General features: G+C 64.3%; 27 protein-coding genes. 16 read left to right on the forward strand and 11 right to left on the reverse strand.

Going from position 1 to position 24,826, the window contains the following annotated elements; translation table 11 throughout:
* Nucleotides 1-19: 19 nt before the first annotated feature.
* Nucleotides 20-1,795 (forward strand): S8 family serine peptidase, encoded by a 1,776-nt coding sequence (locus V1280_RS15655; RefSeq protein ID WP_334525495.1) that lies wholly within the window; start codon nucleotides 20-22, stop codon nucleotides 1,793-1,795.
* A 186-nt stretch (nucleotides 1,796-1,981) separates the two neighbouring features.
* Here the strand turns inward: V1280_RS15655 and V1280_RS15660 are convergent, their stop codons facing one another.
* From V1280_RS15660 to V1280_RS15670, 3 genes are all read right to left on the reverse strand, one after another.
* Complete coding sequence (locus V1280_RS15660; RefSeq protein WP_334525497.1) at nucleotides 1,982-2,401, reverse strand: hypothetical protein; 420 nt, start codon at nucleotides 2,399-2,401, stop codon at nucleotides 1,982-1,984.
* 142 nt (nucleotides 2,402-2,543) lie between these two features.
* A complete protein-coding gene (locus V1280_RS15665) occupies nucleotides 2,544-5,003 on the reverse strand; it encodes a TonB-dependent receptor (RefSeq protein WP_442895131.1) in 2,460 nt (819 codons plus the stop codon).
* A 180-nt stretch (nucleotides 5,004-5,183) separates the two neighbouring features.
* Nucleotides 5,184-6,542, reverse strand: a complete 1,359-nt coding sequence (locus V1280_RS15670; protein ID WP_334525503.1) for a histidine kinase — start codon at nucleotides 6,540-6,542, stop codon at nucleotides 5,184-5,186.
* 208 nt (nucleotides 6,543-6,750) lie between these two features.
* On the opposite strand from V1280_RS15670, the gene V1280_RS15675 reads away from it, so the two are divergent.
* Together V1280_RS15675 and fghA are read left to right on the forward strand one after the other, a co-directional pair.
* Nucleotides 6,751-7,371 (forward strand): response regulator, encoded by a 621-nt coding sequence (locus V1280_RS15675; protein WP_027534106.1) that lies wholly within the window; start codon nucleotides 6,751-6,753, stop codon nucleotides 7,369-7,371.
* Between the two features lie 71 nt (nucleotides 7,372-7,442).
* Complete coding sequence (gene fghA / locus V1280_RS15680) at nucleotides 7,443-8,288, forward strand: S-formylglutathione hydrolase (RefSeq protein WP_334525508.1); 846 nt, start codon at nucleotides 7,443-7,445, stop codon at nucleotides 8,286-8,288.
* Nucleotides 8,289-8,297: 9 nt separating this feature from the next.
* Here fghA and V1280_RS15685 read toward each other — a convergent pair whose 3' ends face one another.
* Nucleotides 8,298-8,801, reverse strand: coding sequence for a DUF3280 domain-containing protein (locus V1280_RS15685; RefSeq protein WP_334525512.1), 504 nt, complete (start codon nucleotides 8,799-8,801; stop codon nucleotides 8,298-8,300).
* 127 nt (nucleotides 8,802-8,928) lie between these two features.
* Between V1280_RS15685 and V1280_RS15690 the strand changes: the two genes are divergently transcribed.
* From V1280_RS15690 to V1280_RS15715, 6 genes are all read left to right on the forward strand, one after another.
* Complete coding sequence (locus tag V1280_RS15690) at nucleotides 8,929-10,110, forward strand: ABC transporter substrate-binding protein (protein ID WP_334525515.1); 1,182 nt, start codon at nucleotides 8,929-8,931, stop codon at nucleotides 10,108-10,110.
* A gap of 193 nt (nucleotides 10,111-10,303) precedes the next feature.
* Complete coding sequence (locus V1280_RS15695; protein ID WP_334525518.1) at nucleotides 10,304-11,272, forward strand: YVTN family beta-propeller repeat protein; 969 nt, start codon at nucleotides 10,304-10,306, stop codon at nucleotides 11,270-11,272.
* Entirely contained in the window at nucleotides 11,269-12,075 is an 807-nt protein-coding gene (locus V1280_RS15700; RefSeq protein ID WP_334525521.1) for an ABC transporter ATP-binding protein, read from the forward strand. The genes V1280_RS15695 and V1280_RS15700 overlap by 4 nt, the downstream gene beginning before the upstream one ends.
* Complete coding sequence (locus tag V1280_RS15705) at nucleotides 12,072-12,920, forward strand: ABC transporter permease (protein WP_334525523.1); 849 nt, start codon at nucleotides 12,072-12,074, stop codon at nucleotides 12,918-12,920. Before V1280_RS15700 ends, V1280_RS15705 begins: the two co-directional genes overlap by 4 nt.
* Before the next feature lie 29 nt (nucleotides 12,921-12,949).
* A complete protein-coding gene (locus tag V1280_RS15710) occupies nucleotides 12,950-13,543 on the forward strand; it encodes a hypothetical protein (protein ID WP_334525526.1) in 594 nt (197 codons plus the stop codon).
* Between the two features lie 151 nt (nucleotides 13,544-13,694).
* On the forward strand, nucleotides 13,695-13,994 hold the full coding sequence (locus V1280_RS15715) for a copper-binding protein (RefSeq protein ID WP_334525529.1): 300 nt from the start codon (nucleotides 13,695-13,697) through the stop codon (nucleotides 13,992-13,994).
* A gap of 115 nt (nucleotides 13,995-14,109) precedes the next feature.
* Here the strand turns inward: V1280_RS15715 and V1280_RS15720 are convergent, their stop codons facing one another.
* Nucleotides 14,110-14,667 (reverse strand): PQQ-dependent catabolism-associated CXXCW motif protein, encoded by a 558-nt coding sequence (locus V1280_RS15720; protein WP_334525532.1) that lies wholly within the window; start codon nucleotides 14,665-14,667, stop codon nucleotides 14,110-14,112.
* On the reverse strand, nucleotides 14,664-15,497 hold the full coding sequence (locus tag V1280_RS15725) for a substrate-binding domain-containing protein (RefSeq protein ID WP_334538315.1): 834 nt from the start codon (nucleotides 15,495-15,497) through the stop codon (nucleotides 14,664-14,666). Before V1280_RS15725 ends, V1280_RS15720 begins: the two co-directional genes overlap by 4 nt.
* Nucleotides 15,498-15,668: 171 nt before the next feature.
* On the opposite strand from V1280_RS15725, the gene V1280_RS15730 reads away from it, so the two are divergent.
* Together V1280_RS15730 and V1280_RS15735 are read left to right on the forward strand one after the other, a co-directional pair.
* Entirely contained in the window at nucleotides 15,669-16,595 is a 927-nt protein-coding gene (locus tag V1280_RS15730) for a quinoprotein relay system zinc metallohydrolase 2 (RefSeq protein WP_334525535.1), read from the forward strand.
* A 53-nt stretch (nucleotides 16,596-16,648) separates the two neighbouring features.
* On the forward strand, nucleotides 16,649-17,467 hold the full coding sequence (locus V1280_RS15735) for a quinoprotein dehydrogenase-associated SoxYZ-like carrier (RefSeq protein WP_334525537.1): 819 nt from the start codon (nucleotides 16,649-16,651) through the stop codon (nucleotides 17,465-17,467).
* 183 nt (nucleotides 17,468-17,650) lie between these two features.
* Here V1280_RS15735 and V1280_RS15740 read toward each other — a convergent pair whose 3' ends face one another.
* Entirely contained in the window at nucleotides 17,651-18,010 is a 360-nt protein-coding gene (locus V1280_RS15740) for a hypothetical protein (protein ID WP_334525540.1), read from the reverse strand.
* Nucleotides 18,011-18,097: 87 nt separating this feature from the next.
* On the opposite strand from V1280_RS15740, the gene V1280_RS15745 reads away from it, so the two are divergent.
* Genes V1280_RS15745 through V1280_RS15760 form a run of 4 tightly spaced genes read left to right on the forward strand, consistent with a single transcriptional unit; the run spans nucleotide 18,098 to nucleotide 20,923 of the window.
* Nucleotides 18,098-19,072 (forward strand): ABC transporter substrate-binding protein, encoded by a 975-nt coding sequence (locus tag V1280_RS15745; protein ID WP_334538316.1) that lies wholly within the window; start codon nucleotides 18,098-18,100, stop codon nucleotides 19,070-19,072.
* Nucleotide 19,073: 1 nt separating this feature from the next.
* Nucleotides 19,074-19,811, forward strand: a complete 738-nt coding sequence (locus V1280_RS15750) for an ABC transporter permease (RefSeq protein WP_334525543.1) — start codon at nucleotides 19,074-19,076, stop codon at nucleotides 19,809-19,811.
* Nucleotides 19,801-20,511 (forward strand): ABC transporter ATP-binding protein, encoded by a 711-nt coding sequence (locus V1280_RS15755; RefSeq protein WP_334525546.1) that lies wholly within the window; start codon nucleotides 19,801-19,803, stop codon nucleotides 20,509-20,511. The genes V1280_RS15750 and V1280_RS15755 overlap by 11 nt, the downstream gene beginning before the upstream one ends.
* Nucleotides 20,512-20,569: 58 nt before the next feature.
* Nucleotides 20,570-20,923, forward strand: coding sequence for a hypothetical protein (locus tag V1280_RS15760; RefSeq protein ID WP_334525549.1), 354 nt, complete (start codon nucleotides 20,570-20,572; stop codon nucleotides 20,921-20,923).
* Nucleotides 20,924-20,933: 10 nt separating this feature from the next.
* Here the strand turns inward: V1280_RS15760 and V1280_RS15765 are convergent, their stop codons facing one another.
* The 4 genes from V1280_RS15765 to V1280_RS15780 form a co-directional block, all read right to left on the reverse strand.
* The gene (locus V1280_RS15765) at nucleotides 20,934-21,143 is read right to left on the reverse strand and encodes a hypothetical protein (RefSeq protein WP_334525550.1); all 210 of its coding nucleotides are present in this window, start codon (nucleotides 21,141-21,143) and stop codon (nucleotides 20,934-20,936) included.
* 100 nt (nucleotides 21,144-21,243) lie between these two features.
* On the reverse strand, nucleotides 21,244-22,149 hold the full coding sequence (locus tag V1280_RS15770; protein WP_334525552.1) for a hypothetical protein: 906 nt from the start codon (nucleotides 22,147-22,149) through the stop codon (nucleotides 21,244-21,246).
* A gap of 25 nt (nucleotides 22,150-22,174) precedes the next feature.
* A complete protein-coding gene (gene pqqA, locus V1280_RS15775; RefSeq protein WP_012029362.1) occupies nucleotides 22,175-22,255 on the reverse strand; it encodes a pyrroloquinoline quinone precursor peptide PqqA in 81 nt (26 codons plus the stop codon).
* Between the two features lie 170 nt (nucleotides 22,256-22,425).
* The gene (locus V1280_RS15780; RefSeq protein ID WP_334525554.1) at nucleotides 22,426-22,818 is read right to left on the reverse strand and encodes a calcium-binding protein; all 393 of its coding nucleotides are present in this window, start codon (nucleotides 22,816-22,818) and stop codon (nucleotides 22,426-22,428) included.
* 333 nt (nucleotides 22,819-23,151) lie between these two features.
* On the opposite strand from V1280_RS15780, the gene V1280_RS15785 reads away from it, so the two are divergent.
* Nucleotides 23,152-24,816 (forward strand): methanol/ethanol family PQQ-dependent dehydrogenase, encoded by a 1,665-nt coding sequence (locus V1280_RS15785; protein WP_334525556.1) that lies wholly within the window; start codon nucleotides 23,152-23,154, stop codon nucleotides 24,814-24,816.
* Nucleotides 24,817-24,826 lie beyond the last annotated feature (10 nt).

The following is a 24,826-nucleotide window of genomic DNA, read 5'->3' on the forward strand; positions in this document are numbered from 1 at the left end:
AATCAAAGGAGGCGACGCCATGGCAAACGGTCCAGATGATGCGCGACCGACCTCGAGCGACAATCGACATAAACCAGTGCGCAGCACTCAATACATGATCGCGCCGGCGGGCCCTGGCGTCAGCGCTCAAACGCTGGCCGAACAACTCAACCAGTTCGGCAACATCCTGTGGACCCATGACCAGCGCGGCGTCAGTGGCCCGCCAATCGCAATCGTGCGCATGCCTGACGAAGCCGCCGCCGCGTTGCGCCGCTCCACGGCCGGCAGCTTGATCATCGAGCCGGACAGCCATTTGCGAGCTGCATCCTTTGCCCGCCCGGCCTCCTCTTTCATCCCGGCGGCCACGACGATGACCGCACTCGGGCCGGACTTGAAGGTGACGATCCGGGTTCTCAGCGAAGCAGGTGCGCCTGTGGAACAAGCAATCGTCCAGCTCGTCGGCGAGCAGGCGTCAGTTCAGGGACGGACGGACCGTGATGGCAACATCGATCTGACGCTGCGGGACGAAATGCCGGAAACAATCGCCGCCATTTTCGTCAGCGCACGCTCCGGCCATTGGGGCTTGTGGCAACAGCGGCCCAATATCGAGGCCGATGCGGTGAACACCTTCACCCTGAAACCGTTGCCGCTACCTGGCCGGCTGGATTGGGGCGGCGAGACGATGCGCTTCGATCAGATTCCCGACCACTGCCGTGGAGCTGACATCAAGATCGCGCTCATCGACAGCGGCGTGGCGACCAGCCACAAGCAATTGGCTGGCATCGAGCACGGTATCGATGCCCGAAGTGGCGAGGATCGCTCATGGTCAAAGGACGTCACTGGCCACGGCACGCCTTGCGCAGGCATCATCAATGCGGCTGCGCAGGCAGATCACGGCATCCGCGGCTACGCCCCGGACAGCGAGCTGCATGTTTGCAAGCTTCCAATAGATGCCCGTTGCAGCGACCTGATCGCGGCGCTCGATGATTGCCTGCAAAACGGCATCGACGTGGCGTGCGTCGGAGTCGGTTGCGCGCGCGGCTCCGTGCTGGTTGAGCAGCACATCGCCATGGCCAAGCAGCAAGGCGTCAGCATCATTGCCGCTGTCGGCAACTCCGGAGAGGGCGTACTGTTTCCGGCCTGCTCCCCGCATGTCATGGCAGTCGGTGCAGTCGGACGGATGGGAAGCTTCCCGGAGGACAGTCCGCAGGCGGCGCAGGCCGCAACCGCCAGCGCCGCGGCGGGCGGGTTGTTTGTACCGCCGTTTTCCGGCCGCGGGTCCGAACTCGACCTGTGCGCGCCCGGTGTTGCGGTCATTACCTGCCAGTCACCGGACGGCTACGCCGTCTGCGACGGCACCTCGATCGCAGCGGCTCACGTTGCCGCACTTGCAGCCTTGATCCTCGCCGACCACGCCGACTTCAAGGGCAGCTTCATCGCAAAGGATGCCCTCCGGGTCGAACGGCTGTTCCAGATTCTGAAGGATACGGCCCAGCCCATCGGCCATCCATGGCAGACCGGAGCCGGGTTGCCGGATGCAGCCCGCGCGCTCGGCGTCTGGTCCGATCAGCGGCCCCTTGCCATGCCTCTGAATGCGGGATTGCGCGAGATGCGCAGCGCCATTCGGCAGCTCGATCGGATTCCATTCAGTGCAAGCCAGGCGATGATATTCGAGCCGCCGCGCGGCCCGGCCAACGTGACGCGGCTTCCGCTGAATCCGGCCCCTCTGGCGTTCCAGGCTACCGGCGCGGAAACAGCGACGGTGCATGAACTCAGAGCAGCGATGGCGCTCGCGGGTCTAGCGGAAGGACCTTAGGGGGATGATCGGGACCCCGCAGTCCTAGAACGTCGCGCGCAAGCCTGCATAAGGGCCCGCGGCCAGGCAACCGAGAAGCGGTAGGCCTTTCAGCAGAGCTCCCTGATGGAGGCTTGAGGATGCAGAATTGCGCGGCCGCCGGGGCGCGACATGTCGATGCAGGCGATGCGGCGGGCCGCGATACTATCAGCGCGGGCGTTTCGGCAGCTTTGGAAGCTTGCCGGGATCGAACGCCGGGACTTGCCCAGTTACCTGCCCGGTTGGTTCAGGTGCCGCCCCCGGCTGTTCCGTCAGAATGAGCGTCCCCTGGAGGACTATTCCCCGTGCCTGCCCGGCCGTCGCCGTGTAGGTCGCGATTTTGTCGGGGCACGTGCCCTCGATGTCCAGCGTCAGTTCATCGTAGACGCCGAAGACGGTGACACGTCCTTCGGTATGACGCTTCGTCGACACGGTCGCGGTGAAGCGATCGCCATCGACCTTGCACGAACCGTGATACGTCATGAGGCTGTCGCGGCCCCAGATCTGGCCGTCTGCGACATGGACGATGCCGGTGCCCTGGTCGAGCGGCGTCTTGTACCACGCCGCGTAGGTCCCGTCCTTCAGCATGGGAGCAGTCTCCCTTGATCTTTCCGCGCTGATCATCCGCACGGTTAGCGCTAAGGAACGGTTAATCGCGCGGCCCGTGTCATTCCGGGCTCCAACGAACGAGGCACAGAATTTGGGCGGGCCTCCGCTCCTCCAGCCCGCGTCAGAACGTCACCCGCGCGCCTGCGTAAAACGCACGCGGTCTTGCCGGGCTCAGCGAGCGAGGGTCGTTGAAATTGTTGCCGCCATTGGCGAAGTTCGGCAGCGCGGTGGTGTCGAAGAACGTGCCGTAGGTCGCGTAGCGATTGTCGAAGACGTTGTCGACCTTGCCATAGATCTGGAGGTTCTTGGTGACCTGGTAGGACGTGTGCAGGTTGAACACGGCATAGCCCGGCAGCTTGGTCTCCAGATTGGCTCCGTCACCGACATAATACTGGCTCGAGACCCAGAGCGCATCGCCGCCGACTTTCCAGGCATCGGTGACGGCATATTCGATGCCGGCCTTGATGCGATGGCGCGGAATGGCCGGGATCTGGTTGCCCGGCACGATCGAGATGATGCCGCCATTGGCGACGGCCGTCGGGCTGTTGGAGGCGACGTCGAGTGCATCGAGGAAACGGGCGTCGACGAAGGCATAGCTCGCGTGGAACTGGACCTCGTTGGACTTGAGGCTGATCTCGGCTTCCAGGCCCTGCCGGCGCGTCGAGCCGACGTTCTGGAAGAAGCCGAAGCCCTGCAGGCCCGCGATCGGCAGCGCCAGGATGTCATCGTAATTGGTCGCGCGAAAACCGCCGATCTTCCAGCCGAGCGAGCCGATGGCCAATTCCCTGGTGCCGCGGAAGCCGGCTTCCACGGTCTTGGACACCACCTGCTTCAGATCGGGATCGGAGACGAGAAACGCCGCGATCAGGCAGGGATTGTTGGGATCGGCGCAGCCGAGCTCGAGCGGCGTCGGTACGCGGTTGGCTTCCGAATAGCCGGCATAGGCGGTCAGCTCCGGCGTGATCTTGTAGGTGCCGCCGATCACGGGATTGAAACGGTTGTAGGTGTGGTCGCCGTTCAGCGCGGTGCCAAGCTGGTCCTCCAGCGTGACGCGGGCGGCGTTGAAGCGGCCGCCGCCGGTGATCGCGAACGCGTCCGTCACGTTGAACGTGTCGAGCGCGTAGAGGCCCTGATACTGGTTGACGGTGCGCAGCGACACCGGGCCGATCGAGGTCGGATTGCCCGACTGTCCCAGAAAGATGCCGCTGCCCGTGACGACGTAGTTCTCGCCCACCGTCCCGAGTTCGGAGCTCGCGTCGAAATGCGTCACGCTGGCATCGTAACTGGCGCCGAACACGAGACGGTTCTCGTGCCCGAACAGCCTGTCGCTGTTGGTCGCCTGGCCGGAGATGCCGAACGAGGTCGAACGCGTCGTGGTGCGATCGATCTCGCCGAGCACCGCACCCGCCGCGAACGGATTGGCGAGCTGGACGCCGTTGAGGCCGAAGGCCGGCGTGGAGTCGTCACCGAAGCACAGTGTTGTCGGATCGGCGCAGGGCTGGGCATTGGTCGGGTTGCCGTCCTGGGTCTTCTGGTTGAAGCCGCGCACATGCGCGGTGCCTTCGAACGTCCAGGTCGGCGTCGCCTCGACCTTGCCGGTCAGATTGACGTAGCCGACCTTGTTGGTGCTGGTCTGCGGCGTGGTGTAGGTCGCGCCCCAGTAATTTTGGAGCAATTCGATCGGCACGGTGCTGGGGCCGGCGAGATGATTGTCGGCGACGCCCATGTTGACGTGGAATTCGTTGCCCTCGAAGCGGTAGCCGACGTCGCCGTAGAAGCGGCGAATCTCCGACGCGGAGAAATTGCGAAAGCCGCTGTCATGCGCGCCTTCCAGCGCGCCATAGACCGCCCAGTTGTTGTCGATCTTCTTGCCCCACTGCGCCGAGCCCTGGATGCGGCCAAACGAGCCACCCATGACGTCGATCTCGGCGCCCTGATAGGTGAAGCCGTCCTTCATCAGCAGATTGACGGCGCCGCCGAGCGCGTTGAGACCGAAGGCGGGATTGTTGGTGACGATCGTGGCCGAGCGGATCGCCGCGGTCGGGATCGCGTCCCAGTTCACTGTGTCGGAGAACGCCTCGTTGATGCGCACGCCGTTCTGGTAGACGGCAAGGCCCTGCGGCGTCCCGGCCAGCGGCGAGGCGACATAGCCGCGAAACTCGATGTTGGGCTGGAACGGATTGCCGGTGACTTCGCTGAGATTGACGCCCGGGACATATTGCTGAAGCGCATCGCCGATGTTCAGCGAGCCGGTGCGCTTGATCTGGGACGGATCGACCGCGTTGACGCTCGCCGGGATCTTGTCGACATCAATGCTGCCGGAGGCACCGGGCGAGGTCGGGTAGACGTAGATCCGGGGGGCCGTGGGCTTGCCGACACTCGCAGCAGTCCGTGCGACCGGCCGCGACGGTGCACGCCGTGCAGTTGGCTGCGGTGCCACCACCTCGACTGCGGGTAAATTCTGGACGTTGGTCTCCTCGTCCTGCGCAGCGCGGGCGTCGGTCCCGAAACAGAGCCCGGACAGCAACCCGGTCGAGACCGAGGCCATCAGCAGAATTCGCGTGTGTCCCGGCTTGCGCATTCCCATTGTCCCACCCGCAACCTTCGGCTGTTTTGGTTTTCGCCGTTTGGTCGTGACGAGTGTATTCGGCGGCGGCTCTTGGACCAGCCACAAAAGGTCGGGCACTCTTCGCACCCGTTTTCCCGACGAAATCGGGAATTTTTCCCGATCGTGAATTTTCCTCGATTTAACCGGGTGCAATCAGGCCGCCACGGTTGGAACCAGCGCCTCCACGGTGACACCGCCCTCGCCTGACGCCACATTGAGCGTGCCGCCCAGCGCCAGAATGCGCTCGCGCATGCCGACGAGGCCGAAGCCGAGTTTTTGGCCCGGCTCCATGCCGTGGCCGTTGTCGCTGACCCGCACCCGCGCGCAACCGCGGCCGTCACGGCCGGGCTGCTCTGCCGGCTCGATCACCACATTGATCGCGGTCGCGCCGGCGTGGCGGAACGCGTTGGTGAGCGCCTCCTGCACGACGCGATAGATCGTCAGGTCGGCAGTCTCGCCCGTAACGCCCAGCGCCGGCGAGATCGTGGTCTCGATCGTCACCTCGGGATGCGATTCCCGCCACAGCCGCGACAGCGATTCCAGCGCCTTGCCGAGGCCGAGTTCGGCAAGGCCAACGGGCCTCAAGCGCTCCAGCACGCGACGGGTGAACTGCTGCAGTGCGTTGATCTGTTCAAGAAGCGCGCCGCCGTGTTTTCGCACGGCATCTGCGCTCGGCTCGCGTCCGTCGGCGAGCTTTGCGAGAGCGCTCGCATGCGCGCGCAGCGAGAACAGATACGGCCCGAATTCGTCATGCAGCTCGCGCGCGATCTCCTTGCGCTCGACGTCCTGGAGCGACACCGCGCGCTCGGCAAGCCGCCGCTTGTCCTCGACCGCCTCGCCAAGCGTCGCCGCGAGATGATTGAGCTTGGTGCAGATCGCAGCGAGCTCGGGCGCGCCGCCGGGCACCGCACGCGCGTCGTAACGGCCGCCCTCGAGCTCGCCCATCGTCTGCGTCAATGACTGGAGCGGCGCGAGCGCCCGGCCGACGACATTCATCATCACCAGGAACAGCACCAGCGCGATGACTGAACCGACCTCGAGCTGCGTCACGATGGCGTCCCAGATCTCGGCGATCTCGTCATTGGGATGCGAGGTGATCACCAGCGAGCCGGGCATGCCATGGACCGAGACCGGCACGCTGACGGCGGTCTGCTCGGGATGAACCAGGCTGACGAACCAGGCCGGCGGCCCAGACGTGTCGTCATCGGCCTCAGTGCGAGGCGGCGTCAGCGGGTTCCCGCCGGCGTCCCGAAGCGCAATGCTGACATGGCGGAGCCGATTGAGGTCACGCGCGATCTGGTTCAGCCTGGCATCGGGATCCGGCGCCTCGTTGAGATCGGCAACGATCATCTCGATGAATTCGCGCGCCAGCCGGATCACGCTCTGGTCCTCGGCCTGCACGCGGGGACCGGCCTCCGCGACCTGGCGGGCAATGTTGACGGCGAGCCCGAGCGCAAGCAGCAGCGCCAGCAGGAGGTTGATGCGCCCGCGCAAGGATAGATTTTGCCACATTGCTCTCGCCTGCCCCACGAAGGATCGCTCGCGGCTGTCCGATAGCGTTGACAGAGACGAAGCGCCCGATATCTAATCGGAAGCGTACAGCAATCCCGGCCGGGTTGCATGACCCGACATGAGACGCGCGCGTCTCCCCTCGTTCGGCATCATGCGGCGCAAAACAGACAAGTTCTGTCACGGGAGCGCGCTGTCACGGGGAACGCCTATGCGCATTCTGATCGTCGACGATCATCCCATCGTCGCCTCCGGCTGCCGCGCCGTGCTGGCCGACGAAGGCGAGATCGAGATTCTGGAGGCCGCCGACGCCGAAGACGGCGAATGCGTCTTCATCGTCGAGCGCCCCGACCTCTGCGTGATCGACATCAACCTGCCGACCGTCTCCGGCTTCGAGCTCGCGCGCCGCATCCTCGAGCGTGCGGCTGATGCCCGGATCATCATGTTCAGCATGAACGACGACCCGGCCTTTGCCGCGCGCGCGATCGAATGCGGCGCCAAGGGCTACGTTTCCAAGACCGGCGATCCCGATGATCTCGTCGAGGCGATCCGCACCGTCGGCGGCGGCGGCACCTATCTGCCGAGCGCGATCGCGCGCAGCATCGCCTTCGCAGGGCCGACACTGGCGCAAAGCCCGCTGTCGAAGCTGAATGCGCGCGAGATGGAGATCTTGCGGCTGCTCAGCGCCGGAAAAAGCCTGTCCGAGATCGCCTGGCTGGTGCAATCCTCCTACAAGACCGTCGCCAACACCTCCTCGATCATGCGCCAGAAGCTCGGGGTGAAGACCTCGGTCGAGCTGGTGCGGCTGGCGATCGACAGCGGCGTGGCCTAAAAGCGCGCCACTAATTCGGTCACACAAGCATTGCATTCTCGATGTGGTGAGATGCCACGGAGCACAACGGCATGACGATCCAGACTGTCTCGACCAATACGTCCTATGGCGGCGTGCAGGGCGTCTATCGCCATGCGAGCCAGGCGACCGGAACCGACATGGTGTTCTCGGTCTATGTTCCTCCGCATGCCGACGGCGCCAAGCTGCCCGTGGTCTGGTATCTCTCCGGCCTCACCTGCACCCATGCCAACGTCACCGAGAAGGGCGAATTCCGCAAAGCCTGCGCCGAACTCGGCCTGATCTTCGTTGCCCCCGACACCTCACCGCGCGGGCCCGACGTGCCGGGCGATGCCAACAATGCCTATGATTTCGGCCTGGGCGCCGGCTTCTATGTCGACGCGACGGAAGCGCCGTTCGCGCGCAATTATCGCATGTGGAGTTACGTCACCGACGAGCTGCCGAAGCTCGTGGCGGGACATTTTCCCGTCGATGCCAAGCGGCAATCGGTGATGGGCCATTCCATGGGCGGCCACGGCGCGCTGACCGTGGCGCTGCGCAACCCGCACCGCTATCGCACCGCCAGCGCCTTTGCGCCGATCGTGGCGCCGTCGCAGGTGCCATGGGGCATCAAGGCGCTGACCGGCTATCTCGGGCCAAACAAGGATGCCTGGCGCAGCCATGACACGGTGGCGCTGATCGAGGACGGCGCGAAATATTCAGGCTTCCTGGTCGACGTCGGCGAGGCCGACAATTTCCTCGAAGAGCAGCTCAAGCCGGAGCTGCTGCAGGCGGCCTGCAACAAGGCCAACATCCCGCTGACGCTTCGACGTCAGCCAGGCTACGACCACAGCTATTATTTCATCTCGACGTTCATGAGCGATCATCTGCACTGGCACGCGGAGCGGCTGAGGGGGTGAGAACGCCCTCTACTCCGGCTTGCCGTAATTCGGCGCGAGCAGGCGGTTGCGGATCAGATAGCTCATCGTGCGCGACCAGGATTCGTCGGTGTTGCCGCGCATGTCGGCGCTTGCCGCCGCGATCATGGTGCCGGTCTTCACGTCGCGCAGATAGATATTCAGATTGATGATCAGGTTCGAGACCTTCTGCACCATGCCGGTGATCTCGAGGTCCGCGCCGAGCTCTCCGGCAAGCTTGAGGTCGCAGCCGCCGCAGGCCTGCAGATTGGCGTGACGGGCGGCATCCCTGACCGGCGCGATATCGAGCAGCTGGAACCGGCCTGACTCAGCCAGCTCCTTGCGCAGCTGGTCGCTGATATGCGCAAGCCGCGCTTCCTCAGGCTTCGAGCCGTAGAACTCGCCCGGCAGGCTGGTGTCGATCAACTCGAAATCGAACACGGCGAGCTTTGGCGGATCGGCAGCTGCCTGCGAACCCATCAGCAGCAAAGCCGCGAAACATATCAGCGCTCGCATGATCGTGATTCCCGGCGTGCCTGCGTGAGGACCAAATGCGGGGTTGCAAGCCCGGCCAAATCGGTCATGCTTCAAGAGAGACAATTCTTCACCGATGGTCAAGCCGGGGAGAACGTCAGGAGGAAGCATGATCCGATGGTTGCTCGGCCCGATCGGCCTGTGTCTGGCAGCGATGCAAGCGCTCGCGGCCGACCCGGTCACGATCGGCGTCGGCTATCTCGGCATCGCCGGCACCAGATCGACGCTCTCGCTGGTCGAGCAGCCCGCGGACAATGACGGCGTCGCCGGCGCGAAGCTCGCGATCGAGGACAACAACACCACCGGAAAATTCCTCAACCAGCGTTTTGTGCTGGAAGAGCGCCGCATCAAGGAGGCCGAGGACGTGGTCCAGGCCGCGACCGCGCTTGCCGAGCACAATGGCTTTATCATCACCGACCTGCCGGCCGATGCGCTGTTGAAGGTCGCCGATGCCTTACGCGACCGCGGCACGCTGCTGTTCAACGCCGGGGCCATCGACGAGCGGCTGCGCGAGGCCGATTGCCGCGCCAATGTGATCCATGCCGCACCGACGCGATCGATGCTGGCCGATGCGCTCGGCCAGTACCTGGTGTGGAAGCGATGGCCGCGCTGGCTGCTGGTGGTCGGCTCGCATGACGAGGACAAGCTCTACGCCGATGCGCTCCGGCGCGCCGCGACGCGGTTCGGCGCCAAGATCGTGCAGGAGCGCACCTTCGAAGACACCGGCGGCGCGCGCCGCACGGACTCGGGCGTGACGCTGATCCAGCGGCAGATGCCGGTGTTCACGCAAGCCGCGCCCGCCTACGACGTGCTGGTCGCTGCCGACGAGAGCGAGGTGTTCGCAGCCTATCTGCCCTACCGCACCTGGGATCCCCGCCCCGTCGCGGGCTCGGCCGGCCTGGTGCCGCGCAGCTGGGACGCCGCGCAGGACCAATGGGGCGCGACGCAGATGCAGAACCGCTTCATGAAGTTGAATTCGCGGCGCATGACCGCGCTCGACATGCAGGCCTGGACAGCCGTGCGCATGATTGGCGAGGCCACCTCGCGCACCAATTCCGGCGACATCAAGAAGGTCACCGATTTCATCAAGGGACCGGATTTCTCCGTCGCCGCCTTCAAGGGCACCAAGCTGACGCTGCGCGACTGGAATCTCCAGCTCCGCCAACCGATCCTGCTGGTCGACGGCCGCATGGTGGTGTCGGTGTCGCCGCAGGAAGGGTTTCTGCACCAGGTCTCCGAGCTCGATACGCTCGGCTACGATCGTCCGGAGAGCAAATGCAAGCTGAAATGAGCATTGTGAGATGAGTTCGAGCTGCCGCCGCAACGACGCTGCGCCCCCTCTCCCGCTTGCGGGAGAGGGTCGGGGTGAGGGTGTCTCGACTCGCGAGAACCCCCAAGAGGAAAGAGCCGCCACCCGCATCGCATCTTGCGATGCGATGCGACCTCCCCCGCAAGCGGGGGAGGTACAACCAACACGCAGTGGAATGTTGCGCATGTGGCGCGTGGGATTGCTGTCCGGATTGGTGCTGGTCGCGGCGCCCGCGCATGCCTTCATCGCCTATGTCTCGAACGAAAAGAGCAACACGGTGTCGGTGATCGACACCGACAGCTGGACCGTGACCAAGACCATCAAGGTCGGCCAGCGCCCGCGCGGCATCGAGTTCACCCGCGATGGCAAATTCGTGATGGTCGCGGTCGGCGACGACGACACCATCCAGGTGATCGATGCCAAGACGCAAGCCGTTGTCGACACCCTGCCCTCCGGGCCTGACCCGGAATTATTCACCCAGGATGCCGCGGGCAAGACACTCTATGTCGCCAACGAGAACGACAACACGGTCACCGTGATCGATCTGGAGAAGCGCGCACGCCTCGGCGACATCCAGGTCGGTGTCGAGCCCGAGGGCATGACCATCAGCCCGGACGGGAAGATCCTGATCAACACGTCCGAGACGACCAACATGGCGCATTTCATCGACACATCGTCGCGCCAGATCGTCGCCAACGTGCTGGTCGACGCGCGGCCGCGCTTTGCCGAATTCAAGCACGACGCCTCCGAACTGTGGGTGTCCTCCGAGATCGGCGGCACCGTGTCGATCGTCGATCCGCAGAAGCACGAGGTGATCGGTACGGTCAATTTCGAGATTCCGGGCTTGAGGAAGGAGGCAATCCAGCCGGTCGGCATCGGCATGACCAAGGACGACAAGACCGCCTTCGTCGCGCTCGGTCCCGCCAACCGCGTCGCCGTGGTCGATGTCGCCACGCGCAAGGTGACGAAATATCTGCTGGTCGGCCAGCGCGTCTGGCACTTGGCATTCACGCCGGACGAAAAATACCTGCTCACCACCAATGGCGTGTCGAACGATGTCTCCGTCATCGACGTCGCCGCGCAAAAAGTGATCAAGACCATTCAGGTGGGCGAGCTGCCCTGGGGCATCACGATCGCGCCATGACCAGCCCTGCTCCCATCGCCGAACCACGCGAGACGCCACGGCCCGATCCGGCCGCGGTGCCGGCGCTGTCGATCGACGGCGTCAGCCATTCCTACGGTCCGCGCCGCGCGCTGATCGACGTTTCCTTCAACGTGAGACCTGCGAGCTTCACCGCCCTGCTCGGCCTCAACGGCGCGGGCAAGAGCACACTGTTCTCGCTGATCACGCGGCTGTTCGGCATTCAGACCGGCCGCGTCGGCATTTTCGGCCATGACATCAGCCGCACGCCCGGCGAGGCGCTACGGCTGCTCGGTGTCGTGTTCCAGCCGCGCACGCTCGATCTCGATCTGTCGCTGACGCAGAACCTGCTCTATCACGCCGCCCTCCACGGCATCAGCCGTCGCGAGGCGGCCGCGCGCAGCGCCGAACTGCTCGCGCGCATCGGCCTCTCCGACCGCGCCGCTAGCAAGGTACGCGACCTCTCCGGTGGCCAGATGCGGCGGCTGGAGATCGCCCGTGCGCTCTTGCACCGGCCACGGCTGTTGCTGCTGGACGAGCCAACCGTCGGGCTCGACGTCAAGGCGCGGGCCGACATCATCAGCCATGTTCGTCAGCTCGTGACCGAGCAAGGCATCGGCGTGCTCTGGGCCACGCATCTGTTCGACGAGATCATGCCCAGTGACGACCTCGTGGTGCTGCACCAGGGCAAGGTGCTGGCGCAGGGCCCGATGGACCGCGTCATCACCGAAGCCGGGGCGCAGGACGTCAACACCGCCTTCATGCGCCTGACCGGCGCGCAAGTGATGCCGGGAGGCGGCGCATGAGCAGCATCACCACGCGCGAAGTACCGCGCGGCTTCTCGGCCACGGAGTACCTGACCTGCCTCACCGGCATTGTCTGGCGCGAGGGGCTGCGCTTCCTGCATCAGCGCGAGCGTTTCGTCTCGGCGCTGGTGCGGCCCTTGGTGTGGCTGTTCATCTTTGCCGCCGGCTTCCGTCAGGTGCTCGGCATCTCCATCATCCCGCCTTACGAGACCTATATCCTTTACGAGGTCTTCATCGCGCCGGGGCTGATGGCGATGATCCAGCTTTTCAACGGCATGCAATCCTCGCTCTCGATGGTCTATGACCGCGAGATGGGCAATATGCGCACGCTGCTGGTGAGCCCGCTGCCGCGCGGCTTCCTGCTGTTCTGCAAGCTGCTCGCGGGCACCGCGGTGTCGCTGCTCCAGGTCTATGCCTTCCTGATCATCGCCTGGTTCTGGGACATCACCCCTCCGCCGATCGGCTATCTCACCGTGCTGCCGGCGCTGATCCTGTCGGGGCTGATGCTGGGCTCGCTCGGCATGCTGATCTCGTCCGGCATCAAGCAGCTCGAGAACTTTGCCGGCGTCATGAACTTCGTGATCTTCCCGATGTTCTTTGCCTCCTCCGCGCTCTACCCGCTGTGGCGGGTGCAGGAGGGCAGCCCCTATCTCTATTATGTCTGCCAGGCCAATCCGTTCACCCATGCGGTCGAGCTGATACGTTTTGCGCTCTATGGACAGATCAACTGGATCTCGCTGGCCGTGGTCGGAGCGTGCACAATCGTCTTCATGATCGCCGCGATCTATGCCTATGATCCCTCGCGCGGGCTGGCACGGCGCGGGTCTGCGGGAGGCGAAGGATGATGGTTCGGACACTTGCTCGGACACTTGCCATGGCAGCCCTTGCGTTCGCGGTCTCGACCGCCGCCGCACGCGCAGCCGATCCGCGCTATCCCGACTGGCCCTGTTCGCAGGCCAAGGTTCCGGAGATCTCGCTCGCCGCGGTCTGGGCCGGTCCTGCGCTCGACGACGCCGGGAGCAAGTGGAAGGACGACAGCAAGGTCAGCGCGCTGGTCTCGAAGCTGGCGGCGCGCAAGACGTCGCTGGACGAGGCCGAGCAGTCGGTGAAGGAATTTTTGAGCGGCGCCGCGGCCGACAAGACCGCCAACGCAAAACTGCTGTTCGCCGGCCTGTTCGACACGCTGAATGCCCAGCGCTCCCAGGTCATGGGTGGGCTCGAACGCGTCAGCCGCAAGCAGCGCGAGGCCGCCGACAAGATCCGCGAGGAGACCATCCAGCTCCAGGCGCTGCAGGACGCCACGCCGCGCGACGACACCAAGGTCGACGCGATGAGCAACCAGCTGATCTGGGAGACCCGCATTTTCGAGGACCGCCGCAAGGTGGTGCGATTCGTCTGCGAGGTTCCGACCACGATCGACCAGCGCCTGTTCGCGCTCGGCCGCGTCATCCAGCAGGAAATGGAATAGCGTCAGTCTTATAGCGTCAGTCCTGCTGACAGCTTTCATAAAAGTTCCCGCGATATCAACGCGATCATTCATGTTTTGCCGCGCTATCTGCCGGAACCAAATCGATCTAAGATGGCTTGTCCTGTGAATCTCCAAATGCCGGGAGGCCCCGATGGGAACAGCAAAATTCATCCTCGCAGGTGCTGCAGCCATCACCATGCTCGCATCCCCCGCCTTTGCCGACGACATGACCGGAATGGTCACCAGCATCAATCGGCTCAACAGCACGATCTCGATCCAGCAGACGCAGAAGGGCACGGTCGGCGGCAGTGCCGGCGGCGCTGGCGCGCTGCAACAGTACAAGGCCAAGGACGCCGCGATGCTGGATGCCGTCCATGCCGGCGATCGGGTGACGTATTCCGCGACCGACGCGGATGGCGCGGGCACGCTGACGAAGCTGCAGAAGCAGTAGGGCGACATCGTCATTGCGAGGAGCACTTGCGACGAAGCAATCCAGAGTCCCTCCGCGGAGAGATTCTGGATTGCTTCGCTGCGCTCGCAATGACGGGGAGAGAGTTGCGGCTCGCTCACTGCTCAGGCCGCGGCTCCGGCTGTGCCTCCTCCGTTGGCAGCTTCGCGCGCTCCCAGCCGTCGGTGCCCTCGGGATACCAGGCGACGTTGGAATAGCCGTAGGCGAGCGCGCGCTTGGCGGCGTTCCAGGACATCCAGCAATCGGCGAGGCAATAGATCACCAGCAGCGCGGCCTTGTCGCCGTGCGAGGCTTGCATGAGACCGCGGTGAAGATAATTGTCCGTCGCCGATGGCAACACGCCATAGCCGGTGTCCGGCAGCCAAATACTGCCGGGAATGTTTTTCCGGGGCGCATCTCGCCATACCGTGCCTGCGGGAAGGTTCTTCGGCTTCGGGGCGCGCGGCAGCACGTCGATGAAAGAACCGCTCTTCGCGCGCCAGATCGCCTCGGTCTCCGCCGTCGTCAGCACGCGCGCGCCTTCCAGCATCGCCGGCACCGGCGCGCGGTAATTGTCGGTGCGATAGCCCTCGGGCTCGAACGGCTCCTGCTGCTGCGCCAAAGCCGGCACCGCCAGCATGGCGGCGACGAGCGCGGCGGCAAGATGTCGCTTCATGGCGCCTTCTTGGCCGTCTCCGCACCGAGCGGCCGATCGTTTTCATCCAGCAGCGGCACACCGAAGTCGAGCAGGATCTTGTTGATCTCGCCCTGGTTCTCCTGAATCAGCTTGTTGAGCTGCCGCTTCCAATTCTGGTCGGCGGCGCGCACGCCCATGCCGATGCGATAGACCAGTTTTGGGCCGGTGGTTTCCTTCACCAGCGGCGTCACGTGCAGCGAGCCGGCCTTCTTGGCGTAGTATCCCGCCATCGGTCCCCACAGCACGCCGGCGTCGATCTTGCCGGCAGCGAGGTCGTCGATCATGGCCTGCGCCGAATTGTCGTAGCGCGTGTCGATCATCAACGGATAGGGTTTTGCATCGCCCATCAGACCTGCAATAGCCATGTTGGTCGCCGGTGGCGTGCCGGCGACGATGCCGACATGCTTGCCTTTCAACTTCGGGTCTTCGAGCGTGTCGACGTCCTCCAGCCCGCTGCCCGCTTTCGCAACCAGCGCGTAGGACGTGCGATAATACGGATTGGTGCCTTGCACGAGGTCGTCACCTTGCGGGAAGCCCATGATGACGTCGCAGCGATGCGCGCCCAGCGTCATGCGCACGAAGCCCGTGGCCTGCGGGAAGAAGACGTAGTCGAGCTTCTTCTGCAGCTTGTCCGCGAACAGCTCGGCGAGCTTGTTCTCGATCCCCTCGCCCTTCTCGTTGGAGAACGGCAGATTGCGCGGGTCGGCGCAGACGCGCAGCACCTTGGGGTCGACCAGCTCGAACGAAAGGTCACCACCATCGGTCGTCTGCGCTCGAGCGACGTCGCCGATCGCACAAGACGCCACCATCACACACAGTGAAAACAACCAGCGACGATGTCGTCCGGCCTCCATCCCGCTTCCTCCTCATTTCATTCGAATGCTATCCATGCAACGCAGGACGCACCCTGTTTTGCCAAACTTTGCGTTGGCTTGTTGTGCTGCAGTGCAATGCGGCAAGTCCTGAACTGAGGCGGAAAAGTGTCGCATCTCACGTCAAAGATCGCAGCCCTGTCCCTGCTGGGGCTCGCAACGCTAGCACGCGCCGGGGCGGCCGAATTGCCTGTGAGCGAAGTCGCACCGGGAATCTTCGTGCACTCCGGGACCATCGCCCTGATGACCCGCGAGAATGAAGGCGACATTGCCAATGTCGGCTTCATTGTCGGCGAGGATGCGGTGGCCGTAATCGATACCGGCGGCAGCCTGCGTGAAGGCGAAGCGCTGTTGGCCACGGTGCGGGCCCGTACCAAGAAGCCGATCCGTTACGTCATCAACACCCATGGTCATCCCGACCATGTCTTCGGCAATGCGGCTTTTGTTGCCGAGGGAACCAGCTTCGTCGGCCACGGCAAGCTGCCGCAGGCGCTGGCGACACGCGGGCCGTATTATCTCGATAATTTCCGGCGCATCATGGGCGGCGAACTGATTGATCCGGTGAAGATCGTGCCGCCCACTGTGCTGGTTAAGGACACCATGACGCTCGATCTCGGATCGCGCCGGCTGACCTTGCGGGCATGGCCTGCAGCGCACAGCGACAATGACCTGACGGTGTTCGACGAGACGACCAGGACGCTGTTCGCAGGCGATCTGGTCTTTCTCCGCCACATTCCGGTGGTGGATGGCAGCATTCGCGGCTGGCTTGCTTTGCTGAAGGAGCTGGAGACAGTTCCGGCGGTCCGCGTCGTTCCCGGTCACGGCCCTGTGAGCGACTGGCCTGCCGCGCTCGCCGATGAACGGCGTTACCTCTCGACGCTGCTGTCGGACGTCCGTGCCTCGAACAAGAAGGGCGAGCCGATCCGGACCGCGGCGGAGAAGGCAGCCGCCACCGAGCGGCCGCATTGGGAACTGTTCGACGACTACAACGCCCGCAACGCAACCGCAGCATTTTCGGAAATTGAATGGGAGTAGCGGACGCGCTACCTTACGTCTGAACAATGCTTCGTCCGCGCAGGACCTTGACCATGACGGGATGCACACGCCGCCTGCTCCTGATGGCCGCACTCGGCATCGCGCTTGCGTGGCCTGCGAGCGCTGAGGAGGCCTCCTACGATCCTTGGCCGGGCCTGGTGCAGGATATCTTCAGCAACCGTCCGATGAACGATGGCAACGACGTCATCGCCATCGAGATGCCCTATCGCGCGGAGGACGCGGCGATCGTGCCGGTGACCCTGCGCAGCAAGCTGTCGCCGGCAGATAGCCGCCGCATCCGCTCAATCACGCTGGTGATCGACCGCAACCCGGCGCCGATGGCGGCGAAATTCGAGCTCGGTGCGGATGCCAATATCACCGAGATCTCCACGCGCGTGCGCGTCAACAATTACACCGACGTTCATGCGGTGGCGGAGCTCAGCGACGGCCAGCTTTACGTCTCCAAGACCTATGTGAAAGCGTCAGGCGGCTGCTCGGCCCCGGCGGGGAAGAACGCGGAAGAGGCCCAGAACCGCCTCGGCCAGATGCGCTATCGGCAGTTCGCGCGCGAGGAGGCGCCGGCGAGCCGCATCCGCGAGGCCCAGATCATGATCGGCCATCCCAACAATTCCGGCCTGCAGATGGATCAGGTCACGCAGCTCTATATTCCCGCCTTCTTCGTCAACCAGCTGAAGCTGACGCAGGACGACAGCCCCGTGCTGTCGATGGAAGGCGGCATTTCGATCTCGGAAGATCCCAACCTGCGCTTCACCTATGTCTCCAACGGCGCAAAGCGATTCCGCGCGGAGGCCAAGGACACGGATGGCCACGTGTTCCGGAACGAGTGGGACGTGGAGAAGCCGGGGACTTAAGGCAAGCTGCTTCCCCTCTCCCCTTTCGGGAGAGGGTGGATCGCTCTTGCGATCGGGGTGAGGGGTATGTCTCCGCTCACACGGCTCTCGTTGGAATTCGCGGATAGAACCCCTCATCCGGCGCTACGCGCCACCTTCTCCCGCAAGGGGAGAAGGAAGAAGGCACCGCTTGCGCGGCAATCGCTAGAAACACCTCACCTCAGCCTCGGCCTGTGCCCGCCGCAAATCGTTCACAGCCGAATTCGCCTGCTCTGATGTCCGGAACTGGGTGCCGAGATTGCCTTGGACCTGGGACATGCTGAGCGCGGTCTCCGCGGTGACATAGCGCTCGTAGCTGACAATCGAGGCGACCACGTCGATCGAGCAGGAGCATTGCTCGATTGCCTGCCGCGTCTCGCCATTGGCCTTCATGCAGCCATAGACATATTCCGCGCGCGCCGACGTCGGATAATCATTGGCCTCCTCGGCCTGCGCCGCGTAAGCCGTCGCCGCGAGCACGACCACAGCGGCGACAATCGGTCGTACCTGTCCCGCAAAACTCATGAGCGTCCTCCCGCTGGTTGCGATGGAAGCTATGCTATGCCTATTGTCCTGAAAAGCACTCGCTTCGAGAAAATGGCTCACAAGGTGATGAGAGTTTTGGGACGAACATTGGCGCTCGCGATGGTGCTGACGCTGGGTACGCCGGCCCATGCTGCGGATACCATTCGCCTGGCGGTGCAGAAGACCGGAACATTCTCCTGGGAACTGGCGACGATCCGCGAGGCCGGGCTCGACAAGGAGGCCGACCTGTCGCTGGAGGTCACCGAGCTTGCGAGCCCTGAAGCCGGCAAGATTGCGCTGCGCGCCGGCAATGCCGACATCATGTTGTCGGACTGGCTGTGGGTGTCGCGCGAGCGCGCGCTCGGCGCCAAGCTCACCTTCTATCCCTATTCCAGCGCGCTCGGCGCGGTGATGGTGCCCGCGGCATCGCCGATCAAGACGCTCGCCGATCTGAGGGGCCGCAAGCTCGGCGTCGGCGGCGGCCCCATCGACAAGAGCTGGCTGCTGCTGCAGGCGCGCATGAAGCAGGACGGCATCGACCTCAAATCGGATGCGACGATCGCCTATGGCGCGCCGCCTCTGATCGCCGCCAAGACGCTCGACGGCGAGATGGATGCGAGCCTGAATTTCTGGAATTTCTGCGCCCAGCTCGAGGCCAAGGGTTTTCGGCGCCTGGCCGGCATCGAGGAGATTTTGCCGAAACTCGGCGCCAAGGGCGCGGTCTCCGCCGTCGGCTATGTCTTCGACGAGAGCTGGGCCGCGAGCCATCGCGATGCCGTGGCACGCTTCATCGCCATGACCCGCAAGGCCAAGCAGCTGCTGATTACCTCGGATGCGGCCTGGGACAGGATCGCCCCGCTCACCGGTGCGACCGATCTCACGATGCTCAAGACCTACCGCGAGCGTTATCGTGACGGCATTCCACGCCGGAACATCAACGATGAGGAAGCGGATGCGCGCGTGCTCTATCGCGTGCTGGCCGAGATCGGCGGCCGCGACCTGGTCGGACCGGCGGCCGAGCTCGATCCCGGCACGTTCTATCACGCAGTCCCTGGAGATTGAGGTGCTGCGCCTTCTGTCGATCGCCCTGCTCCTTGCGATCTGGTGGACAGCCGCGCTGTTCGTCGGCGGCGCAAAACTGCCCTCCCCGCCCGCCGTGCTCAATGTCATTATCGCGGAAGCGTCAAGTGGCGCGCTGTTCCTGCATCTCGGTGCGACGTTGGCGCGCGTCGCGCTGTCCTTCGTGCTGGCGATGTCGCTCGGCAGCGCGATCGGTTATTGGATGGGCCGGGTCAAGCTCGCCGACCGGCTTGGCGATCCCTGGCTCATTTTGCTGCTGAACCTGCCGGCGTTGGTGGTGATCGTGCTGGCCTATATCTGGGCCGGGCTCACCGAGGCCGCGGCGATCGCAGCGATTGCCATCAACAAGCTGCCGACGGCGGTCGTCACCTTGCGCGAGGGCACCCGCGCGCTCGACCGTTCGCTTGACGAGATGGCGACCGTGTTCGCGATGCCGCGTTGGCGCGCCTTCCGCCATGTCGTGCTGCCGCAGCTCGCGCCCTATATCGCGGCCTCCTCCCGCTCCGGCCTATCGCTGGTGTGGAAGATCGTGCTGGTCGCCGAGCTGCTGGGGCGGCCGAACGGCGTCGGCTTCGAGATCGGCGTTGCCTTCCAGCTGTTCGACACGCCGCGCCTGCTGGCCTACTCCCTGACATTCGCCGCGGTCGTGCTCGTGATCGAGACGGCGCTGGTGCAGCCGTTCGAGGCCCGCGCAACGCGGTGGCGGCCCCGTGCGGCTTGAGGTCGAGATCACAGGCAAGACGTTCAAGAACGCGGCGGGCGGGACGCAGGACGTTCTGGCGCCGATCAAGTTCTCGCTCGGAGGCGGAGAGGTCGGCGTGCTGATCGGTCCGTCCGGCTGCGGCAAGAGCACGATGCTGCGCATCATCCTCGGGCTCGACCGCGACTTCGAGGGCCATATCACGCGCGCGCCGGAGGCGCGGATCGGCATGGTGTTCCAGGAGCCGCGGCTGTTGCCGTGGCGCTCGGTCGAGCAGAACGTGCGGTTGGCGGCGCCCGACGTGACCGACGCCAAGCTGTCGGAGCTGTTCAAAATCCTGGAGTTGGAGGCGCATCGCAGCCACTTCCCCGGCGAACTGTCGCTGGGCCTCGCCCGCCGCGTCGCGCTCGCTCGCGCCTTTGCGGTCGAGCCCGACCTGCTGGTGCTCGACGAACCCCTCGCCTCGCTCGACGATGCGCTCGCCGGCCGCCTGCGCGACGAGATCGCGATGCTCGTCGCGAACCACTCGGTGATGACGCTGCTGGTTACCCACAGCCTCGACGACGCCATCCGTCTCGGCGACCGCCTGTTCTTCCTGTCGCCGCGCCCGGCGCGCATCGTGCGGGAGGTGCCGATCTCGATTCCGCGCGCCGAGCGCAGTGAGGCCGAGCTTGCCAGGATCAGGGCGGAGCTCGCAGCACTGGCGCTTGAATCGAAATGAGAACTCGTGGTCAACTGTATCAAACCAGATTGCTTGGGAAGTTTCTTGGGAGGTCACCATGCGCCGTCAGCTGATTGCGATCGGCATCGTGTTGGTTGCGTTGCCGGGCGCGGCGCTCGCGCAGACCAAGGGCAAAGGCATCCGGCTCTGGAATTTGACCAGCGAGACGATCTCCGGCTTCCAGCTCGCGCCCAGCGGCAAGACCGACTGGGGCCCGAACCAGTGCCTGAACGACAAGGACAAGGAGGTCGACCACGACGAGCGGCTGCGCATCACCGGCGTCGAGCCCGGCCGCTACGACGCCAAGGTCAGCTATCCCAACTCACGGCAATGCGTCGTCCGCGACATCGAGATCAAGGCCGACGCGGTGTTCTCGATCGCCGACAAGGATCTGAAGGAGTGTACGAAGTAACGCGGCCGCCTCACGCCTTGTCGTCCGGGTGCGGATACTCGCAGCGCCAGCGCACGGCCTGCCACTTCGGGTGATCACCGACCCATTGCGCGATATAGGGCGGCGCGGCCATCGCACATTGCGTCGGGGACCCCGCGTAGTTGAACACAATATGCTGCTCCTCGCAGGTCGCAGGCGAGAGCACGGCACACACAGTCACCACCAGGTCGATCGGATTCATGCCGGGATCCTCGCGCGGAATTAAGTCTAGCACAAATGGATACGTCCCGAGGAGCCGGAAGTTTCAATCCGGCGGGAGGGATGCGCTGGAACCCGCTCCGCTAGAAGTTAATCCCGAACACCAGCCGCGCCTGGTGCCGCTCGAAATTGACGAGGTCGAGATTGGCGCCCGTTCCGGCCGGACGGCCCCAGGCCTGCATGCTCCAACTCAAGGTGAGCCGCGATTGCTCGGAGAGCTGGAAGTAGGCGGTTGGTCCGACGAACAGGGCTTGCCCTGAGAACGCGCCGAGGCCGATGCCTTCATACTGGCGGAAGTAGCGCATCTCGCCGCCGAGCAGCACGTTTGGGCTGACGCGCACCATGCCGGCGAAAGCGGCGCCGATGGTCGAGCTCTTCTCGGACAGCCCGCTCACCTCGAAGCGTGTCCATTCCGGCTGGTAGATCAGATTGAGCGCGCCGATCGCAAAATTCGGGATCAGCTCGCGATCGAAGGCGAGGGTGAAATCAGTGCCGTACATCCGCCCCTTGGCGCCGCTGACCTCGTCGATGCGATCGCCATGGGTCTCGGCGGCGATCGTCATCCCGAACGGGGCGCGCTCGCGGTCGAGCAGGCGATAACGCAGGTCGAGCGAGAGGCCCTGGAAGTTGAACTGGCGGCGGTCGTCGATATCAGGGACGCCGGTGATGTCGTGCAGCGTGGCGGTGGCGCCGACCTCGATGCGAAAATTCGGCAGCGGCACGACTTCGATCTCGACCTCCTGGCCGAGGGCGCGATAGGTGCCGCCGCTCTTGCCGAAGCGTCCCGTCGTCTGGGTCTGAAATTCGCGCTCGCCGACATTGCCGACATCGCTGCCGATCATGAAGCCGAAGATGTGTTCGGTGTCGAAGCCCTCTTCGGCCCTGGCGCACATTGGCTCGAGCGTGAGCGTGCACGCGACCGCCGTCCAGATTGTGTGGGCTCCAATGCGCATCACGAACACTACCACGGCTTCGACGGCATCCGCCATCGAAGCCGCGGCAGGTCGTTCAGTCCTACTTGCGCGCAGCGCAGGCGTACATGTTGATTTCCATGCCGACCGGCACTTCCACGATCTTCGGAGCTTTCCAGGCCATTCGGGTCTCCCCAAGTATTGAGCGCGACATCGCGCCGGGCAAAACCTAGGGCTGCCTCAGCAACTGCGCAAGCCTGGAATCGGACCGCGAACACAGCGAACTGTCGCGTCACACGCATGCAGTTCACTCTCGGGCAAACCGCCTTCGCTCCCAGTCAAGCGCGGCTGTTCTCAACGCAACAGTCGCAGCAATGCGCGACCCGCGCGCGAATTCAGCTCCTTCGCATCCAGCGTTCCATCCTTGTCGGGATTCGCCGCGTTGAAGCGCTGCTCCACCACGGCAAGATATTCGTCGAGTGTCAGCGTCCCGTCGTGATCGGGGTCGGCGGCGGCGAGTTCTTTCGCCGTTAACCGTCCGCGCAATTCACGCGCGTCGAGCGTGCCATCATGGTCGGGATCGAGCTTCGCGAACAGCGCGGCTGCCGCCTTCTTCACCTCGGCGAGATCGAGCGTACCGTCATTGTCGGTGTCGAACATCTTGACGGCGCTGGCGGATGCCGACCAGGCCGGACCGGAGAGCACGGCAAACGTGAGCGCAAGCGCAACTGAGCGACGCGATATCATTTTGTCCTCCCTGACCATGAACCCCGATTCGCGGGGGATCGCGACAACATAAGTCCGCAAGCCCGCCCCGGTTCAAGCCGAATTGCAATGCTTCGGCCGCGTCGAACCCGTTCGCGCCAAGATTTTCGCGCTGCGCCAATCTTCGCGCCGTGGAAATTGGTGCAGCGCATTCGCGCAAGACGAGCAAAATTCTTCGGAGATTACCGCATCAAGCCTGGCATCTGGCGTCCAAACTATCGGCAGCGCGCTTTCGACTTTCGTATTGACGGGTTTTGCTTTCGGGCGGAGTGTTGCAATCGCAGCGTCAAAAGGCGCGCATATTGGGAGGAACGGATGAAACGCTTTGCGATGGCCGCGAGCCTCGTCATATCCGCATGCTCGGTTGCGAGCGCACAGACGACCGATCAACTGGTCAAGGGCGCAACCGATACGTCGAACGTTCTGAACTACGGGATGGGCTACAATCTCCAGCGCTTCTCGACGCTGAACCAGATCAACAAGGACAGCGTCAAGAACCTCGTCCCGGTCTGGAATTATTCCTTCAACGACGATCGCAGCGAGGAATCGCAGCCGCTGGTGTACCAGGGCGTGATCTACGTGACCTCCCACAACGCGACCATGGCGGTCGATGCCAAGACCGGCAAGCAGATCTGGAAATCCAAGATCGAATATCCCGCCGAGACGCCGCGCATCGTCTGCTGCGGCATCATCAATCGCGGCGGCGCGCTCTACGAAGGAAAGCTGTTCCGCACCACGCTCGACGCCAACGTGATCGCGATCGACGCCAAGGACGGCAAGGAGCTGTGGCGGCAGAAGGCGGCCGACATCAAGGAAGGCTATTCGATGACGGTGGCGCCATTGGTCGCCGACGGCGTCGTCATCACCGGCATCTCCGGCGCCGAGTTCGGCACCCGCGGCTTCATCGACGGCTGGGATCCGGCAACGGGCAAGCATCTCTGGCGCACCCATTCGGTCCCCTCGCCGGACGAGCCCGGCGGCGATACCTGGAAGGGCGACACCTGGAAGCTCGGCGGCGGTTCGACCTGGATCACGGGCTCCTATGATCCCGAGCTGAACACGGTCTATTGGGGCATCGGCAATCCCGGCCCGTTCAACGCGGCCGTGCGCCCCGGCGATAATCTCTACACCTGCTCCGTGCTGGCGATGGATCCCAAGACCGGCAAGATCAAGTGGCACTACCAGTTCTCGCCGAACAATCCGTTCGACTATGACTCGGTGGCCGAGATGGTCCTCGCCGACATGAACGTCGAGGGCAAGCCGACCAAGGTGCTGATGGATGCCAACCGCAACGGCTTCTTCTACGTGCTCGACCGCACCAACGGAAAGGTGCTCGCGGCCAATCCTTACGTGAAGGTGAATTGGGCAACCGGCATCGACATGAAGACCGGCCGCCCGATCGAGACCGACGTCGTCAAGGATGCGCGCGAGGGCAAGAAGGTCGTCATCTATCCGTCAGTCCTCGGCGGCAAGAACTGGGAGCCGATGTCGTTCAACCCGCAGACCGGCCTCGCCTACGCCAACACGCTCGCCTTCGGCGGCAGGTACAAGTCGGAACCGGCCACCTTCAAGCAGGGTGAATGGTATCTCGGCATGGACCTCACCGATCCCTGGGAATGGGGTGACGGCGCGCGCGGCCATCTGAAGGCGATCGATCCGATGACCGGCAAGGCGAAGTGGGAGGCGGCAAGCGACATCCCGCGGTTCTCCGGCGTGCTGTCGACCGCGGGCGGCGTCGTGTTCACGGGCGCGCTGACCGGCGAGTTCGAGGCCTTCGACGCCGACACCGGCAAGAAGCTCTGGCAGTTCCAGACCGGCTCCGGCATCGAGGGACAGCCGGTGACCTGGCAACAGGACGGCGTGCAATACATCGCCGTCACCAGCGGCTATGGCGGCGTCTACTCGCTGTTCTCCGGCGACGAGCGGCTGGCCAAGGTGCCGCCCGGCGGCTCGCTGTGGGTCTTTGCGGTGAAGCAGTAACGGCCAGACA

Source organism: Bradyrhizobium sp. AZCC 2230, assembly GCF_036924495.1.
Lineage (GTDB): Bacteria > Pseudomonadota > Alphaproteobacteria > Rhizobiales > Xanthobacteraceae > Bradyrhizobium > Bradyrhizobium rifense.

Coding starts and splice junctions, on each gene's coding strand:
- V1280_RS15770 (WP_334525552.1), bottom strand. CDS start 22,149: ATGGCGGATGCCGTCGAAGCCGTGGTAGTGTTCGTGATGCGCATTGGA.
- V1280_RS15765 (WP_334525550.1), bottom strand. CDS start 21,143: ATGAATCCGATCGACCTGGTGGTGACTGTGTGTGCCGTGCTCTCGCCT.
- V1280_RS15695 (WP_334525518.1), top strand. CDS start 10,304: ATGTTGCGCATGTGGCGCGTGGGATTGCTGTCCGGATTGGTGCTGGTC.
- V1280_RS15760 (WP_334525549.1), top strand. CDS start 20,570: ATGCGCCGTCAGCTGATTGCGATCGGCATCGTGTTGGTTGCGTTGCCG.
- V1280_RS15785 (WP_334525556.1), top strand. CDS start 23,152: ATGAAACGCTTTGCGATGGCCGCGAGCCTCGTCATATCCGCATGCTCG.
- V1280_RS15735 (WP_334525537.1), top strand. CDS start 16,649: ATGACGGGATGCACACGCCGCCTGCTCCTGATGGCCGCACTCGGCATC.
- pqqA (WP_012029362.1), bottom strand. CDS start 22,255: ATGGCCTGGAAAGCTCCGAAGATCGTGGAAGTGCCGGTCGGCATGGAA.
- V1280_RS15690 (WP_334525515.1), top strand. CDS start 8,929: ATGATCCGATGGTTGCTCGGCCCGATCGGCCTGTGTCTGGCAGCGATG.
- V1280_RS15740 (WP_334525540.1), bottom strand. CDS start 18,010: ATGAGTTTTGCGGGACAGGTACGACCGATTGTCGCCGCTGTGGTCGTG.
- V1280_RS15705 (WP_334525523.1), top strand. CDS start 12,072: ATGAGCAGCATCACCACGCGCGAAGTACCGCGCGGCTTCTCGGCCACG.
- fghA (WP_334525508.1), top strand. CDS start 7,443: ATGACGATCCAGACTGTCTCGACCAATACGTCCTATGGCGGCGTGCAG.
- V1280_RS15745 (WP_334538316.1), top strand. CDS start 18,098: ATGAGAGTTTTGGGACGAACATTGGCGCTCGCGATGGTGCTGACGCTG.
- V1280_RS15660 (WP_334525497.1), bottom strand. CDS start 2,401: ATGCTGAAGGACGGGACCTACGCGGCGTGGTACAAGACGCCGCTCGAC.
- V1280_RS15780 (WP_334525554.1), bottom strand. CDS start 22,818: ATGATATCGCGTCGCTCAGTTGCGCTTGCGCTCACGTTTGCCGTGCTC.
- V1280_RS15665 (WP_442895131.1), bottom strand. CDS start 5,003: ATGCGCAAGCCGGGACACACGCGAATTCTGCTGATGGCCTCGGTCTCG.
- V1280_RS15675 (WP_027534106.1), top strand. CDS start 6,751: ATGCGCATTCTGATCGTCGACGATCATCCCATCGTCGCCTCCGGCTGC.
- V1280_RS15700 (WP_334525521.1), top strand. CDS start 11,269: ATGACCAGCCCTGCTCCCATCGCCGAACCACGCGAGACGCCACGGCCC.
- V1280_RS15710 (WP_334525526.1), top strand. CDS start 12,950: ATGGCAGCCCTTGCGTTCGCGGTCTCGACCGCCGCCGCACGCGCAGCC.
- V1280_RS15715 (WP_334525529.1), top strand. CDS start 13,695: ATGGGAACAGCAAAATTCATCCTCGCAGGTGCTGCAGCCATCACCATG.
- V1280_RS15685 (WP_334525512.1), bottom strand. CDS start 8,801: ATGCGAGCGCTGATATGTTTCGCGGCTTTGCTGCTGATGGGTTCGCAG.
- V1280_RS15720 (WP_334525532.1), bottom strand. CDS start 14,667: ATGAAGCGACATCTTGCCGCCGCGCTCGTCGCCGCCATGCTGGCGGTG.
- V1280_RS15670 (WP_334525503.1), bottom strand. CDS start 6,542: ATGTGGCAAAATCTATCCTTGCGCGGGCGCATCAACCTCCTGCTGGCG.
- V1280_RS15725 (WP_334538315.1), bottom strand. CDS start 15,497: ATGGTGGCGTCTTGTGCGATCGGCGACGTCGCTCGAGCGCAGACGACC.
- V1280_RS15655 (WP_334525495.1), top strand. CDS start 20: ATGGCAAACGGTCCAGATGATGCGCGACCGACCTCGAGCGACAATCGA.